The sequence below is a fragment of the Streptomyces sp. NPDC059649 genome, from assembly GCF_042734445.1.
GTDB lineage: Bacteria > Actinomycetota > Actinomycetes > Streptomycetales > Streptomycetaceae > Streptomyces.
On record NZ_JBHWDV010000002.1, the window covers coordinates 31756 to 49062 of the forward strand.

The window sequence follows — 17307 nt, forward strand, 5'->3', positions numbered from 1 at the left end:
CCCGGGCGGGGCTGAATCAAGCTGAACCGCCGCGGGCCCCCAGGTGCGGGTACGAGGGGCTCGTACGCGTGCCTGGGGGCCCGGCTGCGGCTTCTTACCGGCCCGAGGGCTCCGCGGGGTGGGACAGCGCCAGCGCGTCCAGCAGCAGGCAGACGTGGTCGACGGCGTCCCGCCCGGCGGGGCCGTCGGCCACCGGGCCGTCGTCGAGCAGCGCGGCGGTGCCGTCCAGCAGCCTTACGAGCCGTTCGTCGGCCGGGCCCGCCGGCTCCGGGTGTGCCAGGGCGGACCGGATCTGCTCGCCCGTGAGCGGCAGCCCGGTCTCCAGGAAGCGGAAGAGCGCGACGGCGACCCGCCGGTCGGCGTCGTTCGGCTTCCACCGGCCGAGCGCGTGGTGGTCGATGAGGGCGGCCGCGTCGGCACGGATCTCCTCGGGAACATGCATGCCCACGAACGTCTCATACCGGCCCGCCGGCGCGTAGGCCACCCGGAGCGTCCCCGAACCCGTCCCCGCGGCCACCCCCGGGACCCGGCAAACCGTGCTGACCAGGCAACTTGCCCCGGCGCACCGATCACCCGAGCGGTACATCCCGAACGGAAGCGGAAATAAACCTGTGGGGAGAGTTACATGGACGTTCCCTAACTCGAGGGACCGTATGTCCCGTTCGTCGAAGACGTTCGCATATGTGCGCCCGTAAAACGTACCCAGGGGTCTTCCCGCCCTCTGGCGCCCGGACCCGGATCACGGGACGATCTGCGGACAGACCACGAGGCCCTGTCGCGCGACACCGGGCCGGCCCGGCGGCGGCTGCGCTCTGCAACGCGTGGCTCGCCCACCGTATGCGGGAGGTGTAGAAAGAGGACATGGCCGGACGCTACGGCCGCCCGCGTTCGGTTCTCAGGATGCGAACTGTCGCAGGCCAGGTCTTTCTCCTGCAGGTGGCGATCGTGGTCCTGCTCGTCGCCGCCGCCATGGCCGCCCTCGTGCTGCAGTCCCGGACCGACTCCGAACGCGAGGCCCGCAACAGATCGGTCGCCGTCGCCCGGACCTTCGCGAGCGCACCGGGGCTGGAGGCCGCGCTCAAGGGCCCGGACCCGACCGCCGTGCTCCAGCCGCGGGCCGAGACCGCCCGCAAGCTCTCCGGCGTCGACTTCATCGTCGTGATGAACACCGACGGCATCCGCTACACCCACCCGATCACCAACCGGATCGGCAAGAAGTTCGTCGGCACGCTGCGGCCGGCACTGGCCGGCGGGATCGTCACCGAGCGGATCACCGGCACCATCGGGCCGCTCGTCCAGGCCGTCGTCCCCGTCCGCGGCCGCGACGGCAAGGTCGTCGGACTGGTCTCGGCCGGCATCACCATCAAGAAGGTGAGCGGCGTGGTCGACCAGCAGTTCCCGCTGCTGTTCGGCGCCGCGGCCGCCGTGCTGCTCCTCACCACCGGCGGCACCGCCCTGGTCAGCCGGCGGCTGCGCCGCCAGACGCACGGCCTCGGCCCCGCCGAGATGACCCGGATGTACGAGCACCACGACGCGGTGCTGCACGCCGTACGGGAAGGCGTGATCATCGTCGGGGCCGACGGGCGGCTGCTGCTCGCCAACGACGAGGCCCGCCGGCTGCTCGGCCTGGCGGCGGACGTCGAAGGCCGCCTGGTCGCCGACCTGGGGCTCGACCCGGACACCGCCCGGCTGCTGTCCTCCGGCCGGTCCGTCACCGACGAGGTCCACCCGGTCGGCGACCGCCTGCTGGCCGTCAACCAGCGCTCCACCGAACAGGCCGGCGGCCCGCCCGGCAGCGTCACCACGCTCCGCGACACCACCGAGCTCCGGGCGCTCACCGGCCGCGCCGAATCCGCCCGCGGCCGCCTCAAGCTGCTCTACGACGCCGGGACGGAGATCGGCACCACCCTCGACGTCGTGCGCACCTGCGAGGAGCTGGCGGAGTTCGCCGCCGCCCGGTTCGCCGACATCGTCACCGTGGACCTGGCCGAGGACGTCCTGACCGGTGAGGAACCCACCGTCCCCGCCGTCGGCGGCATGGAGATGCGGCGCACCGCCGTCAGCGGCGCACCACCGGACAGCGGGCTCTACCCGGTCGGCCACCTCGTCCGCTTCGACCCCGCCACCTCGGTGGGCTCCGGCATCAACCGCGGCGAACCGGTCCTGGAACCGGACCTGACCGCGTTCCGGGGCTGGCACCTGCAGAACCCCCAGCGCGCCCGGCGGATCGTCGCGCACGGCATCCACTCGATGATCTCCGTCCCGCTGCGGGCCCGCGGCGCCATCCTGGGCGTGGTCCTCTTCTGGCGCTCCCAGGAACCGGCGCCCTTCGAGGAGGAGGAGCTCTCGCTCGCCGAGGAACTGGTCGCGCGGGCCGCGGTGAGCATCGACAACGCCCGCCGCTACACCCGCGAGCACACCATGGCGATCACCCTCCAGCGCAGTCTGCTGCCGCGCGCGCTGCCCGAGCAGAACGCCGTCGAGGCCGCCTACCGCTATCTGCCCGCGCAGGCCGGCCACGGCGGGCTCGGCGGCGTCGGCGGCGACTGGTTCGACATCATCCCGCTGCCCGGCGCCCGGGTCGCACTGGTCGTCGGCGACGTCGTCGGCCACGGGCTGCACGCCGCCGCCACGATGGGCCGGCTGCGCACCGCCGTGCACAACTTCGCCAACCTCGACCTGCCGCCCGACGAGATCCTCTGGCACCTCGACGAACTGGTCACCCGCATCGACCAGGACGAGGGCGCCGAGGAGGCCGGCGGTTCGGTCACCGGCGCCACCTGTCTGTACGCCATCTACGACCCGGCGTCCGGGACCTGCGCCATGGCCCGCGCCGGGCACGTCCAGCCGATGGTGCTGCGGCCCGACGGCACCGTCGAGACCGCCGAGGTGCCGGGCGGTCCGCCGCTGGGCCTCGGGGGCCTGCCGTTCGAGACCTGGCAGTGCCGGCTGCCCGAGGGCAGCCGGCTGGTGCTGTTCACCGACGGGCTCGTCGAGGACCGCGACCGGGACATCGACGAGGGCACGGCGCTGCTCGCCCGGACCCTCGCCGACCGGCCCGGACGGACCCCGGAGGAGACCTGCGAGGCCGCGCTCGGCGCGCTGCTGCCGGAGAACCCCAGCGATGACATCGCGCTGCTCGTCGCCCGCACCCGGGTGCTGGATGCCGCGCACATCGCCGACTGGGACGTCCCGCCCGACCCCTCCGCGGTGGCCCAGGTCCGGGCCGCGGCGGTGCGCAAGCTGATCGAATGGGGCCTGGCGGCCGAGGCGTTCACCACCGAGCTGATCCTGAGCGAACTGGTCACCAACTCCATCCGCTACGCCACCGGGCCCATCGGCGTACGCCTGATCCGCGACACCGCCCTGATCTGCGAGGTCTCCGACCGCAGCAGCACCTCGCCGCATCTGCGCCAGGCCGCCACCACGGACGAGGGCGGCCGTGGGCTCTTCCTGGTCGCCCAGCTCGCCGAGCGGTGGGGCACCCGCTACACCGCCGGCGGCAAGGTGATCTGGACCGAGCAGGCGGTGGCCGACGGCGAGCCGTTCGCGGCGGCGGACGATCTGGTCGCGGGAACGGTCGAGGGCGAGCATCCTGACAAGTGACAGGCCGCGGCTCGCGACACAGGGAGGCCGTGATGGACTACCCGCTGCTCAACGCGTTCTGGACGATGTGCCTGGTCTTTCTGTGGGTTCTGTGGCTGATCCTGCTGTTCCGGATCATCGGTGACATCTTCCGCAGCCCGGACCTCAACAACTGGGCCAAGACGGGCTGGCTCGTGCTGGTGATCCTGCTGCCCTTCCTCGGCGTCTTCATCTACGTTCTCGCCCGCGGGCGCGGGATGACCGAACGCGAGGTGGCGCGGGCGGAGCAGCATCAGCGGGAGATGGAGGCGTATCTGCGGCAGACCGTCGGGGCCGGCGGCGAGGGCGCCGGGCACGCCGATGCGCTGGCGAAGCTCGCCGATCTCAAGGCCCACGGGGACCTCACCGAGGAGGAGTACCGGAAGGCCAAGGACAAGGTACTGGCCTGATCGCGGCGGCGCCGGGACCCCACCGTTCCGCCGGCTGTTAGTCTCGCGAGCCAGGAGAACTGCGTGAAACGCGCAACTCGGGAGGGCGGTCGGCGTCGGGTCGGCCAGGGACGAGGAGGGGCAGCGACGTGACCAGTGGGGAGCGCCCGGGCACCCGCCGCCGGCGGGAGCGGATGGTGGAGCTGCTGGGCGCCGGCGACATCAGCGTCCACGACCTGGCGGCCGAGTTCGACGTCTCGTTGTCCACCGTCCGGCGCGACCTGGCGACGCTGGCCGCGCTCGGCCGGATCACCCGGACCTACGGCGGTGCGCTCGACCCCCGGGCGGCCGAGCGGTCCTGGCACGACAAGGCGCGGGAACGGCGCCCCGAGAAGGACGCCATCGCCCGTGCCGCGGCCGCGCTGGTCCGCCCCGGCGACGTCGTCCTGCTCGACGCGGGCACCACCGTGGCGCGGCTGGCGCACGAACTGCGTGCCCGTACCGACCTCACGGTCGTCACCAACGGCCTTTCCACACTGGTGGAGTTGGCGGACGCGGAGGTCGAGGTGGTGGTGCTCGGCGGCCGGCTGCGGCGGCCCAACGAGTCGCTGCTGGGCACCCGTACGGACCAGGCGCTGCGCCGGCTCACCCCGGACCTCGCCTTCCTGGGCGTCGACGGCCTGGACCCGCACCGCGGCATCAACTGCCCCGACCCGGAGCAGGCCGCGCTGAAGGAGACCATGGCCGAGTGCGCACGGGCCGCCTGGGTGCTCGCCGACGACTCCAAGCTCGGTGGGGGAGGGGGCTTTCCCTACTGGGCGGCCGTGCCCGCCGGTACGGGCCTGATCACGGACGGCGGGGAGGGCCGGCGCGCGGCGTTCCGGGACGCGGGCTGGCCGGTGCGGACGGCCGGGGAAGACGGGGACGCCGGCGAGTCGGGGCGTGGGGACGCCGGCCGTGGGTGAGGCGTGCGCGCCCCTTGACAGTCCGAACGGCGGCTGGCCACCCTGAGTTGCGCGCTTCACGCAAAATCGGATGCGTGAACCGGTCACTACGGGAGGAGCCCCCGTGGCCCAGGTGCTCGTCATCGGAGACGACCTCACCGGAAGCAACGCGACCGGGGCGCTCTACGCACGGCTGGGCCTGCGGGCCCTCACGGTCGGCGCCCTCGCCCAAGTGACGCGCTACGCAAGCCGGGTGGACGTCCTCGTCGTCAACACCGCCTCCCGCCACTGGCCCGCCGACCGCGCCCACACCGCCGTCCGCGCCGCCTGCGCGACGGCCGGCGAGACACCGCTCGTCGTCAAACGGGTCGACACCACCTTGCGCGGCAACCCCGGCAGCGAACTCGACGCGGTGCTGGACGTGCTCGCCGCCCGCACACCCGGCGCGCGCATCCGGGCGCTGGCCGTCCCCGCCTTCCCCGACGCCGGCCGCACCACGGTCGGCGGTCTGCATCTCGTCGACGGCGTGCCGCTCACCCGTACCCCGGTCGCCCGCGACCCCTTCGACCCCGTACGGCACTCCCGGGTCGCCGCCGTCCTCGGTGAGCAGAGCCGCCGCGGCACCGCCGAGCTGACCCTGGACGTGGTCGAGCGCGGCCCGGCCGCGGTGGCCGCCGCGCTCCGCCGGAACCCGGCCGAGGTCACGGTCTGCGACGCCACCGAGAACGCCCATCTGCACACCCTCGCGGCGGCCGCCGCCCGGCTCGCCGCCGAGGACGGGATCCGCTGGGTCGCGCTGGACTCCGGCCCGTTCGGCGCCGCCCTCGCCACCGAACTGGGCCTGCGGCCCCAAGGCGGCCCGCCGGTCAGGGTGCTGGCCGTCGTCGGCAGCGCCACGGAGCGCACCCGCACCCAACTCGCCCGTACCGAAACGGCGCTCGGCGCCCGCTGGACCGACCTCGACCCGGCCGACCCGCACCCCGGCCGGGCGCTGGCGGCGCTGCGGACCGCGGCCGCCGGGGGCGCCACGGTCCTCGGCGTCCGGGTCGCCCCCGCCCCGGCCGCCGCGGCCGGCACCCCCTCCGTACCGTCCCCGCCCGATCCGGAGACGGCCGCCCGGCTCCTGCGCTGCCTCGCCGAGGTGGCCACCCGTGCCGTCGCCGAGCTGACCCCCGGCGGTCTGTACGCCTCGGGCGGTGACGTCGCCGCGGCCGTCACCTCCGCACTCGGCGCCGACGGCTTCGCCATCGAGACCGAGGTCCTGCCGCTCGCCGTCGCGGGCCACCTCGTGGGCGGCCCGCACGACGGACTGCCCTTCGCCACCAAGGGCGGCCTGATCGGCGGCCCGGACGCGGCCCGCGACTGCCTGGAACATCTGCGCGCCGTCTGCACCCGGCGCGCCCTCGGCGCCACCATGAGCGCCCCCTGACACCCGCCGCCCAACTCACCGCAGCAGCCCAACTCCCCCCGAAAGGCGAGCACATGACGAACCGTCAGCCGACCACCGGCCGCCATCCGTCCCCCGACCGTCCGTTGCCCCTCCTCGCCGTCACCCTCGGCGACCCCGTCGGCATCGGGCCGGAGATCACCGCCCGTACCCTCGCCGACCCGGCGACCGCCGCGCTCGGCCGCGGGCTGGCGGTGGGCGACGCCGCCGTGCTGCGCCGCGCGGTCGCGGTCTGCGGGCTCGACGTCGAGGTCCGTCCGGTCGGCGCCCCCGGTGAGGCCCGCTTCGAGCCGGGCACCATCGACGTGCTCGACCTCGGCGTCGCGCCCGCCGACCTTCCCTGGGGAAGGGTCGACGCGGTCGCGGGCCGCTCCGCCGTCGCCGCGATCGAGGCCGCGACCCGCGCCGCCCTGGCCGGTGAGGTCGACGGCATCGTCACCTCCCCGATCAACAAGGAGGCCATCTGGGCGGCGGGTTCGCGGCACCTGGGCCACACCGAGATGCTCGGCGAGCTGACCGGCGCGACGTACTTCGACACCATGTTCGTGGTCCGCGGCCTGAAGATCTTCTTCACCACCCGCCACCTCGCGCTGCGCAAGGCGCTCGACCAGATCACCGAGGAGCGGGTCGCGGCGAGCATCCGGCACGCGGTCACCGCACTGCGCGTCTTCGGCCACGACGAGCCCCGGCTCGCGGTCGCCGCGATCAACCCGCACGGCGGCGAGGGCGGCCACTTCGGCGACGAGGAGATCACCGTCCTGCGGCCCGCCGTGCAGAAGGCCGCCGCGGAGGGCCTCGGCGTGGTCGGCCCGGTCCCCGCCGACTCGGTCTTCCACCAGGGCCTCGACGGCCGCTTCGACGGGGTGCTGTCGCACTTCCACGACCAGGGCCACATCCCCGCCAAGACCGTGGACTTCGACGGCACCGTCTCCGTCACCGTCGGCCTGCCGGTGCTGCGCACCTCCGTCGACCACGGCACCGCCTTCGACATCGCGGGCAGCGGTCGCGCCTCGCACGCCACCATGGCCGCGGCCTTCCGCGCCGCCGCCGACTTCAGCCGCTTCACCGACCGGATCCGCGCCACCTACGGAACGGCAGCCGCCCGATGACGGACCCGACCGCCGGGCCGCCGGCCCCCGCCAAGCGCTGGCTCTACGTCATCCCCGTCGCCGCCATCATGTACATGCTGGCGTACCTCGACCGGAACAACGTCTCCGTCATCCTCCCCTACCTGCACGGCGACCTGGCGCTGTCGAACGCCGACAAGGGCCTGGTCGGCGGCGTCTTCTTCCTCGGCTACGTCTTCCTCCAGATCCCCGCCGCGGTGCTCGCCCAGCGCTGGAGCGCCCGCCGGACCGTGCTCATCCTGATGGTGGCGTGGGGCCTGGCCGCCTCGCTCACCGGGCTGGTGCAGACCCGCTCGCAGTTCTTCGTGGCCCGGTTCGTCCTCGGTCTGTTCGAGGGCGGCGTCTGGCCGGCCGTGCTGATCCTGCTCGCCTCCTGGTTCCCGCTGCGGGAACGGGCCCGCGCCAACGCCCTGTGGATGGCCTGCCTCCCGCTCTCCTCCGTCCTGATGGCGCCGCTCTCCGGCTGGATGCTCGACCACACCGGCTGGCGCTGGGTGCTGGTCCTACAGGGCCTGCCGCCGCTGGTGTGGGCGGTGGTCTGGTGGTTCACGGTCGCCGACCGGCCCGAGCAGGCCCGGTGGATCTCTCCCGCCGAGGCCGGCCATCTGGAGCGCGCGCTCGCCGCGGACGAGGCCGCCAAGCCGCCGGCCGGCAGCGGCTCGTACCTCGACGCGGTCCGGCAGCGCCGGGTCCTGGTCCTGATCGGCGTCTACTTCTTCTGGATCACCGGCTTCTACGGCTTCAACCTGTGGCTGCCGTCGGTCGTCAAGGAGCTCACCCACAACGGATCGGCCACCGAGGTGGGGCTGCTCACCGCGATCCCCTTCGCGGTCGCCCTGGTCGTGATGATCGCCAACGCCGCCTGGTCGGACCGCACCGGCAGACGGCGGCTCGCGGTCGCCGTCCCGCTGGTCGTGGGCATCGCCGCACTGCTGCTGGGCCAGGCCGTGGACGGTGCGCTGCCCCGCATGCTGCTGCTCTGTGTGACCGCCGCAGCGGTGTACGCCCCTTACGGTCCGTTCTGGGCGATCCCCGGCGAGCTCCTGCGCATCGAGGTGGTGGCCGTCGCCATGGGGCTGATCAACGCGCTGGGCAACCTCGGCGGGTTCGCCGGCCCCTATCTGGTCGGCTGGCTCACCGACGCCACCGGCTCCAGCCTGACCGGCTTCGCCGCGCTGTCCGCCTCCCTCGCCGTGGCCGTGGCGCTGGTGGTGTGCGGTCTGCGCCCGGACTCCCGTCGTCCCGAGGGCCCCGACCAGCAGCGAAACGTCAAAGCGACGGCGGATTACTCCGACTCGCCCAATTAACGATGAGTCAGGTTTTAGGGGGTTCTGTGAAGGTGATTCCTGAAAAGGTCGATATACCTCTTTGATCCTCCTGAGGAGCAGACATGCGCATTCGCGCCGCGATCGCCGCTAGCGCCCTGGCCACCAGCATCGTCATGGGCGGTGCGAGCGCCGCCATGGCTTCCGGCAAGGACCACGGCTACAAGCACCACCACAAGCGCCACCACCACTACAACCACCACCGCGGCCACGGCAACTACGGTGGTTGCTGGCTGAACGCGGGCGTCAGCGACTACTTCGGCCCGTACTTCAGCGAGGGCTGCCAGCACGGCGGCTACGGCTGGGGCGGCGGCGGCGACTACAAGTGATTCCAGCTCCCTCCGGCCGGTGCCGGCCCCCACGACCACGGGTCGCGGGGGCCGGTACCGGCTTTTCCGGGTGCTCGCGTTCCCTCAAGGCCGCTTGCGGGGCGGCCGGAGCTCGGGCAGGGCCGACAAGGTCTGCAGCGCGCGGAGGAAGGCGGCGCGGTCCGCGGCCGGCAGCCGGGCCAGCAGCCGTTCCTCGTTCTCCTGGATCGCCGACCGGGTGGCGTCGCGCACCCGCCGCCCCTCCGGGGTGAGCGAGAGCAGCCGTACCCGGCGGTCGCCGGGGTCGGGCTGACGGCGGATCAGTTCCCGGGTCTCCAGGTCGTCGAGGACGGCGATGATGCGGGTCTTGTCCGCGCGGATCGCCTCGGCGAGCGCTGCCTGGGTGCGGATCGGCGTCTCGTCCAGGTGCAGCAGGACCGAGTAGCCCCACATGGTCAGGCCGTGTGCGTCGAGGGCCGGCTGCTCGGCGGCCATCAGGGCGCGGCCCAACGGCACCATCATCGCCGCCAGATCGGGGCGGGGTGCCCGTTCTCCGGTGGGGCTGCCGCGGTCGGCTGGGTTCTCGGCCATGGCACGAAAATACCCGTTGACAACTTCATACGCGGGAGCAGATCGTAAGCGCATGCATACGAATAACGAAGCCGCCGACGGCACGCTCACGGACGGCCACCCCACCGACCCCCGTCGCACGGACTTCGTCCGGCTCAGGCGGCTGCACGCCCAAGCGGTCCGGGACAGCGTGGCGCTCGTCCGCCGGATCCGCCCCGAGGACCTCAACCGGCCGACGCCGTGCGCCGCATGGACGCTGGCCGATCTGCTCGCCCATATGACCGTCCAGCACCACGGGTTCGCCGCGGCCGCGCGCGGGGACGGCCGTGACCCGGCGCACTGGGCGGTCCGCCCGCTCGGGCCGGACCCCGTCGCGGCGTATGACGCGGCGGCCGAGCAGGTCATCGCCGCCTTCGCGGCCGTCGACGACCCCGACCGCGCGTGCCACCTCCCCGAATTCACCGCCGCCCGGACCTTCCCCGCGCGCCGGGTGATCGGCTTCCACCTCATCGACTACGTGGTCCACAGCTGGGACGTCGCCCGCACCCTGGACCTCGACCACCACCCTGGCCCGGCACTCCTGCGGGCCGCCCTGCCGATAGCCCGCGCCGTCCCGGACGACGACTCCCGGCTCGCGCCCGGCAGCGCCTTCCGGCCCGGCCTCCCCGTCGACGAGACCACGGGCGAACGGGACCGCATCCTGGCGCTGCTCGGCCGCTCCCCGTCCTGGCGCGCTCCCGAGCACCCCGCCGGCCCGACGACTCCCCGGGAGGCCTGACGGCCGGTTCGGGGCGAAGACAGGCCGTTCCGTTGTCAGCACAATGTCGAACCAGGCGAATCGGCGCGGCCCCCTGGCCATCCGCGCGACGAAAGGGCATCCCACCATGGGCAGCAGCGACGGGCGGAGCGGTGACCGGGCCGCCCCGGACGGGGTGCTCGACGTACCCGTCATCGACATCTCCGGCTGGGACAACGGTACCGACGCCGCCCGCACGGCCCTCGCCACCGCGGTCGACCGGGCGGCCCGCACCATCGGCTTCCTGCAGATCCGCGGCCACGGCATCCCGGAGGCCGCCGCCCGGGCCTTCGCCGACGCCCTGGACGCGTTCTTCGCCCTGCCCATGGCGGAGAAGAAGCGACTGCGGGCGCCGTCCCCCGACATCAACCGCGGCTACACCCCGCCGCGCACCGAAAGACTCAGCCTGAGCCTCGGCGTGCCCGCGGCCGCCGCGGACCTCTTCGAGGCGTTCAACGTCGGCGCCGAGGCGGCGTCTTTCCCCGGACTGGACCTGCCGGAAGCGCACTACCCGGCCAACATCTGGCCGTCGCTGCCGGGCTTCCGCGGGGTCGTTGAACAGTGGTGCCGGCAGGCCGGCGGCCTGGCCCGGCGGATGACCGGGATCTTCGCGCATGCGCTGGGCCTGCCGGACGGCTACTTCGGCCCGTTCACCGACCACTCCCTCGACGTGCTGCGGATGAACCACTATCCGCTCCCGGACCACGAACTCACCCTGGACCGGGACCGGATGGGAATGGGTGCGCACACCGACTACGGCATCGTGACCGTGCTGTGGGCCGACCGCGTCCCCGGACTGCAGATCCTCGACGGGGACGGCGGCTGGCACGACGTCCTGCCGGAGCCCGGATGTCTGCTGGTCAACCTCGGTGATCTGCTGGCCCGTTGGACCAACGACCGCTGGCGGTCCACGATGCACCGGGTGCTGCCGCCCACCGACGAGCGGGGCCGGGTCGTCCGGCGCCGTTCCGCCGCCTACTTCCACGACGGCAACTGGGACGCGGAGATCACCTGCCTGCCCGGCTGCGTCCCGCCCGGCACCGCACCGCGGTACCCGCCCACCACGGTCGGCCGGCACCTGGCCGAGAAGCTGGCCGGCTCCCGGGCCGGCCGCCCCAACGAGAACGCACTCCGCGAGGCCGCCCGTCTGCGGGCCGCCAGGAGCGACTGACCCCTTCCCGGGCGCGGCGCCCGCTTCCTCAACCGGCGTCCGTGGAATGCGAGTTGGCGTACCTCCGGCGGGCGGCCGTGACCAGGCCCGCGGTCCCGAGCACGGCCAGGCCGGCGACCGTACCGAGTCCCATGAACACCAGCGGTTTGCTGCCGGCCGCCACGAGGGCGGCTCTCCCGGGCGGCCCGGTGGTGGAGCGCTGGCCGGCCGCGGCCGGGGCGGCGACGGCGTACAGCAGCGCGACGAGCGTGGCGGCCACGGCGAACGTGCGGCGGAGACGGCGCCGTGGAGGCGGTGGGTCGGACGCGGACATGGCGGGTCTCACCCCTGTCTCGGACGGTCGCGCTCCGGTTCCGGAGCGGTCGTACGGCTCCCAGCGTTTCCGGCCGGGGGCGGGCGGGCGTGCCGTACGGGGCAGCGGAGTGACGGCGGCCGACCGTCCGGGTGAAGAGGGCGCCGCACATGTGTGGACCGGCGGCCAACGATGCGCCCCCGGCGCGCCCGCACGCCACGGACGCACCCTGGACGGCCCCGGGCCCCGGTCCTAGCGTCCGGCGGCGTGACCACCCTTCCTCCGCCACCCGACATCCTGTCCCCGGAGTTCGCCGCGGACCCCTACCCGGCGTACCGGGTCCTGCGCGAGCACTACCCGCTGCTGTACGACGAGGGAACCGGCAGCTACCTGCTCTCCCGCTACGAAGACGTCCAACGCGCCTTCCGGGAGCCGGTGTTCACCACGGACAACTACGCCTGGCAGATCGAGCCGGCCCACGGCGGCCGCACCCTGCCCCAGATGAACGGCCGGGAGCACGCGGTGCGCCGCGCCCTGGTGGCGCCCGCCTTCCGCGGCCGGGGACTGCGGGAGACCTTCCTGCCGGTCATCGAGCGCAACGCCCGCGAGCTGATCGACACCTTCCGGGACGCCGAGGAGACCGACCTGGTGGCGCGGTTCGCGACCCGCTTCCCGATCAACGTGATCGTCGACATGCTGGGACTGGACCGGGCCGATCACGACCGCTTCCACAGCTGGTACGCCGCGGTGGTGGCGTTCATCTCCAACCTCGCCCAGGACCCCGGGGTCGCGGCCGCCGGACGGCGTGCGGGCGAGGAGCTCGCCGGTTACCTCCTGCCGATCCTCCAGGAGCGCCGCGCGGCCCCCGGCGACGACCTGCTGTCCCGGCTCTGCACCGCCGAGGTCGACGGCGTCCGGATGAACGACCAGGACATCACCGCCTTCGTCAGCCTGCTGCTGGCCGCGGGCGGGGAGACCACCGACAAGGCCCTCGCACTGCTCTTCCGCAATCTGCTGGCCCGGCCGGAGCAGTTCGCCGCGGTGCGTGCCGACCGGTCGCTGATCCCCGCCGCGTTCGCCGAGACGCTGCGGTACACCCCACCGGTCCAGATGATCATGCGTCAGCCGGCCGCCGAGGTGATCGTCAGCGGCGGCACGGTCCCCGCCGGCGCCACGGTCACCTGCCTGATCGGCGCCGCCAACCGCGACGCGGACCATTACGACCGGCCCGACGAGTTCGACCTCTTCCGTCCCGACCTCAGCCCCGGCGGCGCCTTCACCGCCGCCGCCCAGCACGTCGCGTTCGGCCTCGGCCGGCACTTCTGCGTCGGGGCCCTGCTGGCCCGGGCGGAGGTGGAGACCGGCGTCAACCAACTCCTCGACGCCTTCCCCGACATGGCCTTCGCGGACCGGACACCGCCGGCCGACGTGGGCGTCTTCACCCGCGGACCGCGCCGGCTGCGGCTGCGGCTCGGGCGCGGGGGAGGGGGACGGCGTACGGCCTGAGACCGCCCCGGGACCAGCCGTGCCTCACCGCGCCGGGGCGTCGAGATCGACGAGATAGCCCACGAACCGGAGGTCGCCGCGGTCGGACGTCCACCGGACGGCCGAGGACAGAGGGGTGAGCGTGCCGCTGCCCGGCACCGGATAGCGGGTGTGGCCGGACTCGCCGGGCAGCGGCGCGAAGCGGCAGTGCACGGCGCTGATGCCGGTGACCGTGCCGCTGACGGGCGCCACCTGCTCAGGGCCGCCGCCGTGGTGCTCCTCGACGCCGTCGACCGTGGCCGCGGTCTCCGCTCCGAGCACCTTGGTCAGCCACTCCCGGTCCGGGTCCACCACCGCCCAGGACACCTCCCACCCGACGTCGAAGGGCTCACCGCAGCACTCCATCTGCCAACTGTCCATCCATACCCTGGTGTTCATGCCTCCCGATTGTGCCTGCCCGCCCCACCCCGCCGTGGACCCCGGGCCTCAGTCGTCGACGGCCGGCGGGTGGCGCAGTACGTACAGGCCGACGGCCACCGCGAGCACGATGACGCAGCCGGCGAAGGTGAGACCCGCGCCGCGCAGCCCCAGTTCCATGGTGAGCGCGCCGACCCCGACCACCGGCAGCGAGATGCCGAAGTAGGCGACGAGGAAGAACGCCGAGATGGTGCCGCCGCGGTGTTCGGCCGGCGCCGCGCGGCCCACGGCGGTCAGTCCGGCGCGGAAGGCCAGGCCCTGGCCGGTGCCGCCGCACAGGGCGCCGAGGACCAGCACCCACAGCGAGGTGACGGCCAGTGAGGTGGCCACCAGTGCCAGTCCGGTCACCAGCACCAGACAGCCGCCCGGCAGCGCCTTGCGCACCCCGATCCGCCCGGCGAGCGACTGCCCGATGGTCGAGCCGAGGAACACCGAGAACACCACCGCCCCGGCGACGGCCAGGTTCGTCACGCCCAGCGTCTGGCCGACGAAGCTCGGTGCGACGGCGGTGAACAGGCCCAGCAGCGCGAAGCCGGCGAACGCGGCGACGGCCGAGGGCGTGAACACGCCCCGTACCTCGGGCGGCAGCCGGAGCCGCTGGGGGCGCAGCCGGTGCGGCCGGTGCGGATCGCGGACGGTCTCCGGCAGCAGCCAGGTCGCCACGGCGGCCAGGGCCAGCAGCACCAGGTGCACCACGAACGGCAGGACCAGCGGCCAGGGCGCGTACTGGGCGAGCAGTCCGGACAGCAGGGGGCCGCAGCCGAGCCCACCCATGTTCGCGGCGGTCGCGGCGAATCCGGCGTGCGCCTCCTGGCCCGGCTTCGCCAGCTCCAGTACGGCCGCGGTGGCGGCGCCGCTGAACAGCCCGGCGGCGAACCCGGAGAGCACCCGGCCCAGGAACAGCAGGGGCAGCCCGCCCTCGAAGATGAAGCAGAGCGCGCTGGCGGCGGACAGTGCCAGGGCGCAGAACAGCACCGGGCGCCGGCCCACGTCGTCGGAGACGTTGCCGGCCAGCAGCAGCACGGTGATCACGCCGAGCGCGTACACGGCGAAGACCACGGTCACCATGAGTTCGGAGAACCCGATCTCCTGGCGGTAGAGCCCGTACAGCGGGGTGGGGAGGGTGGTTCCGGCCATGCCGATGGCGAACACGCCCGCTGCCACGGCATAGCCGGGACGCCGGCCGGTTGCCTCGCGATCGCTGATCATGGCCTCAACGTAGGCTCCGGCCGGCCGTGGCGTCGAGGAGCGCGGCGCGGGAACGGCACGGTGCCCCCGCCGGGTGGCGGGGGCACCGTTGGAGGCACGTTGGTGACTCAGTGCTGGGCCGACGGGGCGTTGGCCGCCGTCACGTTCACCGCCGCCCAGGCCTTGTTGACCGTCCTGTACTCGGTGCTGGTGGCGCCGTACAGGTCCTTCGCCGCGTGCAGCGTCGCGGACCGGGCGTCGTGGAAGTCGGTCGTGGAGACCATGTACCGGGTGAGCGCCCGGTAGAAGATGGCGAGCGCCTTGGTGCGGCCGATCCCGGTCACCCGCGAGCCGTCGTAGGTGGGGGAGTCGTAGGCGACGCCGCCGATCGTCTTCTTCCCGCTGCCCTCGGCGAGCAGGTAGAAGGCGTGCGAGGAGACGCCGGAGCCGGCGTGCACCTCGGTGTCGAAGGACGCCTTCGACCAGTAGTCGACGGTGCCCTCCAGCTTGTCCAGCGACGGCTTGTCCAGGCGGCGCAGGAACTTCTGCTCGAGCCCCAGCTTCTCGCCCATCAGGTAGTTCGGCGGGTTCTTGGGGTTGTTGGTGGCGAACTCCACCGCACTGCCGAAGATGTCCGCCAGCGACTCGTTGAGCGAGCCGGGCTCACCGAACTGGTTGCCCTCCTCGTCGACGCGGGTGGGCTGGAGGTTGGCGGTGGCGTCGACCACGCCGTGGGACAGCTCGTGGCCGGTGACGTCCAGGACGACCAGCGGCTTGGCGAACGTCCTGCCGTCCCCGTCGCCGTAGAGCATGCAGCCGCAGTCCGACGACCAGAAGGCGTTGCCCACGTTCTTGCCGAAGTGCACCAGGGCGCGCGCGCCGCGGCCGTCGTTCTTGATGCCCTTGCGGCCGAAGGTCTTCTTGTAGAAGTCCAGGGTGCTGGTGATGCCGTACTGGGCGTCCACGGCGGCGGTGGCCCGGTCGCTCGTGGTGCCGTTGCCCCAGCGGTTGGTGGCGGAGGTGAACGCCTTGCCGCCGGAGAACTTCTCCAGCTCCTTGTCACCGGCGTCGCGGGTCTCGGTGTTGCCGCGGGTGCTGTCCTTGAGGGTGAAGGACTTCTTGGCGGTCTGCGTCGTGGACAGCGGCACGCTGCCGACGAAGAAGGAGGCGCCGGTGCCCTTGGCCGCGGCCGGGAAGCCGGCGGTGGTCGCCGCCTGGCCGGTGGCCGGCGCGGCGGGGGCGAACTGCCGGGTCGCGGGGTTGAGCCGCTCGCCCCGCTTGCGCAGCTTCGCCTGGACGGCCGGGGACAGGAACGAGTCGTTGGCGGGGGTGTTGCTCAGCACCGCGCCGGTGGCCGCGTCGAGGACGACCGTACGGGCGCCGCCGGCCTCGTCGGTGCGGCTGTCCGCCACCTCGACCTGGTAGGCCAGGGTGAGCCGGTCGTCGCGGGCGTCCACGACCAGTTCGGCCGTACCGGCCTCGCCCTCGGCGACCTTGGCGGCCTTCGCCGCGGCCTGACCGGCCGACAGCTTCGGGTCGGTGTCGGAGAGGTCGACCTGGTGCCGGTAGGCCCGGGTCACGCCCTCGTACGCGGAGCGGGCGCTGAGGTGGACGACGAGGTCGCCGCCGAGGACGGGCAGACCGCGGTGGGTGCGGACGAAGCGGACGTGCTGCCGGCCGTCCGGGTCGACCATCGTGTCGACGGCCTTGAGGGTGTCCTTCTTGCCGACTCCGGTGGCCGAGGCGTGCGCGAACGCGGCGGTGCGGGCGGCCTCGACGACCTTGTCGGAGGAGGGGGCTGCGGAGGGGGCGGCGGCCGGAGCGGCCGTGTTGTGCGCGGAGGCGGCGCCCGCCACTCCGGCCGTCAGGGTCGCGGCCGTCGTCACCGCGACCGCGATGGCCAGGCGGTGGCTGCGTATGTGGGGTCTACGCACAGATGTGGGTCCTTAGCGCTGCGGGGGCGGTGGCCTCGCCAACCGCCCGTACGCGCGGTGCCGTTGGGCACCGCGGGGGCCGGTCGGCCCCGCGCAAACCCTGGTAGCTCTGGCATGAGCATGTAAAGCCACAGGCTCGGAATGCGAGATTCGTGGGGAAAATTTGACAATTGTTCACCTTTGGGTGATGGCAAGGTGACCAACGGTGCCTGTGTCAGGGGAGACATGAT

General features: G+C 73.4%; 16 protein-coding genes. 10 read left to right on the forward strand and 6 right to left on the reverse strand.

What is annotated here, in order from left to right:
• Nucleotides 1-94: 94 nt before the first annotated feature.
• Nucleotides 95-442, reverse strand: a complete 348-nt coding sequence (locus tag ACFV1J_RS03135) for a hypothetical protein (RefSeq protein ID WP_385855467.1) — start codon at nucleotides 440-442, stop codon at nucleotides 95-97.
• A 419-nt stretch (nucleotides 443-861) separates the two neighbouring features.
• On the opposite strand from ACFV1J_RS03135, the gene ACFV1J_RS03140 reads away from it, so the two are divergent.
• The 7 genes from ACFV1J_RS03140 (at nucleotide 862) to ACFV1J_RS03170 (ending at nucleotide 9185) form a co-directional block, all read left to right on the forward strand.
• Entirely contained in the window at nucleotides 862-3606 is a 2745-nt protein-coding gene (locus ACFV1J_RS03140; protein ID WP_385855468.1) for a SpoIIE family protein phosphatase, read from the forward strand.
• 32 nt (nucleotides 3607-3638) lie between these two features.
• Nucleotides 3639-4034: an SHOCT domain-containing protein gene (locus ACFV1J_RS03145; protein WP_385855469.1), complete on the forward strand. Its 396-nt coding sequence runs from the start codon at nucleotides 3639-3641 to the stop codon at nucleotides 4032-4034.
• A gap of 128 nt (nucleotides 4035-4162) precedes the next feature.
• Nucleotides 4163-4978, forward strand: coding sequence for a DeoR/GlpR family DNA-binding transcription regulator (locus ACFV1J_RS03150; protein ID WP_385855470.1), 816 nt, complete (start codon nucleotides 4163-4165; stop codon nucleotides 4976-4978).
• Nucleotides 4979-5081: 103 nt separating this feature from the next.
• Nucleotides 5082-6386 (forward strand): four-carbon acid sugar kinase family protein, encoded by a 1305-nt coding sequence (locus tag ACFV1J_RS03155; RefSeq protein WP_385855471.1) that lies wholly within the window; start codon nucleotides 5082-5084, stop codon nucleotides 6384-6386.
• 53 nt (nucleotides 6387-6439) lie between these two features.
• On the forward strand, nucleotides 6440-7513 hold the full coding sequence (gene pdxA / locus ACFV1J_RS03160) for a 4-hydroxythreonine-4-phosphate dehydrogenase PdxA (RefSeq protein ID WP_385855472.1): 1074 nt from the start codon (nucleotides 6440-6442) through the stop codon (nucleotides 7511-7513).
• Entirely contained in the window at nucleotides 7510-8838 is a 1329-nt protein-coding gene (locus ACFV1J_RS03165) for an MFS transporter (protein WP_385855473.1), read from the forward strand. The genes pdxA and ACFV1J_RS03165 overlap by 4 nt, the downstream gene beginning before the upstream one ends.
• A gap of 83 nt (nucleotides 8839-8921) precedes the next feature.
• The gene (locus tag ACFV1J_RS03170; protein WP_385855474.1) at nucleotides 8922-9185 is read left to right on the forward strand and encodes a hypothetical protein; all 264 of its coding nucleotides are present in this window, start codon (nucleotides 8922-8924) and stop codon (nucleotides 9183-9185) included.
• An 84-nt stretch (nucleotides 9186-9269) separates the two neighbouring features.
• Here the strand turns inward: ACFV1J_RS03170 and ACFV1J_RS03175 are convergent, their stop codons facing one another.
• Nucleotides 9270-9755, reverse strand: coding sequence for a MarR family winged helix-turn-helix transcriptional regulator (locus tag ACFV1J_RS03175; protein ID WP_385855475.1), 486 nt, complete (start codon nucleotides 9753-9755; stop codon nucleotides 9270-9272).
• A gap of 52 nt (nucleotides 9756-9807) precedes the next feature.
• Here ACFV1J_RS03175 and ACFV1J_RS03180 point away from each other — a divergent pair, with 52 nt between their 5' ends.
• Nucleotides 9808-10512: a TIGR03086 family metal-binding protein gene (locus tag ACFV1J_RS03180; RefSeq protein WP_385855476.1), complete on the forward strand. Its 705-nt coding sequence runs from the start codon at nucleotides 9808-9810 to the stop codon at nucleotides 10510-10512.
• Between the two features lie 106 nt (nucleotides 10513-10618).
• Complete coding sequence (locus tag ACFV1J_RS03185) at nucleotides 10619-11701, forward strand: isopenicillin N synthase family dioxygenase (RefSeq protein WP_385855477.1); 1083 nt, start codon at nucleotides 10619-10621, stop codon at nucleotides 11699-11701.
• Between the two features lie 28 nt (nucleotides 11702-11729).
• Here the strand turns inward: ACFV1J_RS03185 and ACFV1J_RS03190 are convergent, their stop codons facing one another.
• Nucleotides 11730-12014 (reverse strand): hypothetical protein, encoded by a 285-nt coding sequence (locus ACFV1J_RS03190; protein ID WP_385855478.1) that lies wholly within the window; start codon nucleotides 12012-12014, stop codon nucleotides 11730-11732.
• 246 nt (nucleotides 12015-12260) lie between these two features.
• Here ACFV1J_RS03190 and ACFV1J_RS03195 point away from each other — a divergent pair, with 246 nt between their 5' ends.
• A complete protein-coding gene (locus tag ACFV1J_RS03195; protein ID WP_385855479.1) occupies nucleotides 12261-13499 on the forward strand; it encodes a cytochrome P450 in 1239 nt (412 codons plus the stop codon).
• 24 nt (nucleotides 13500-13523) lie between these two features.
• Here the strand turns inward: ACFV1J_RS03195 and ACFV1J_RS03200 are convergent, their stop codons facing one another.
• The 3 genes from ACFV1J_RS03200 to ACFV1J_RS03210 all read right to left on the reverse strand — a co-directional run bounded on the left by ACFV1J_RS03200 (nucleotide 13524) and on the right by ACFV1J_RS03210 (nucleotide 17077).
• Nucleotides 13524-13916: a DUF6578 domain-containing protein gene (locus ACFV1J_RS03200; RefSeq protein WP_385855480.1), complete on the reverse strand. Its 393-nt coding sequence runs from the start codon at nucleotides 13914-13916 to the stop codon at nucleotides 13524-13526.
• 48 nt (nucleotides 13917-13964) lie between these two features.
• On the reverse strand, nucleotides 13965-15164 hold the full coding sequence (locus ACFV1J_RS03205; RefSeq protein ID WP_385855481.1) for an MFS transporter: 1200 nt from the start codon (nucleotides 15162-15164) through the stop codon (nucleotides 13965-13967).
• A gap of 107 nt (nucleotides 15165-15271) precedes the next feature.
• On the reverse strand, nucleotides 15272-17077 hold the full coding sequence (locus tag ACFV1J_RS03210) for a M4 family metallopeptidase (protein ID WP_385855482.1): 1806 nt from the start codon (nucleotides 17075-17077) through the stop codon (nucleotides 15272-15274).
• Nucleotides 17078-17307: the final 230 nt, after the last annotated feature.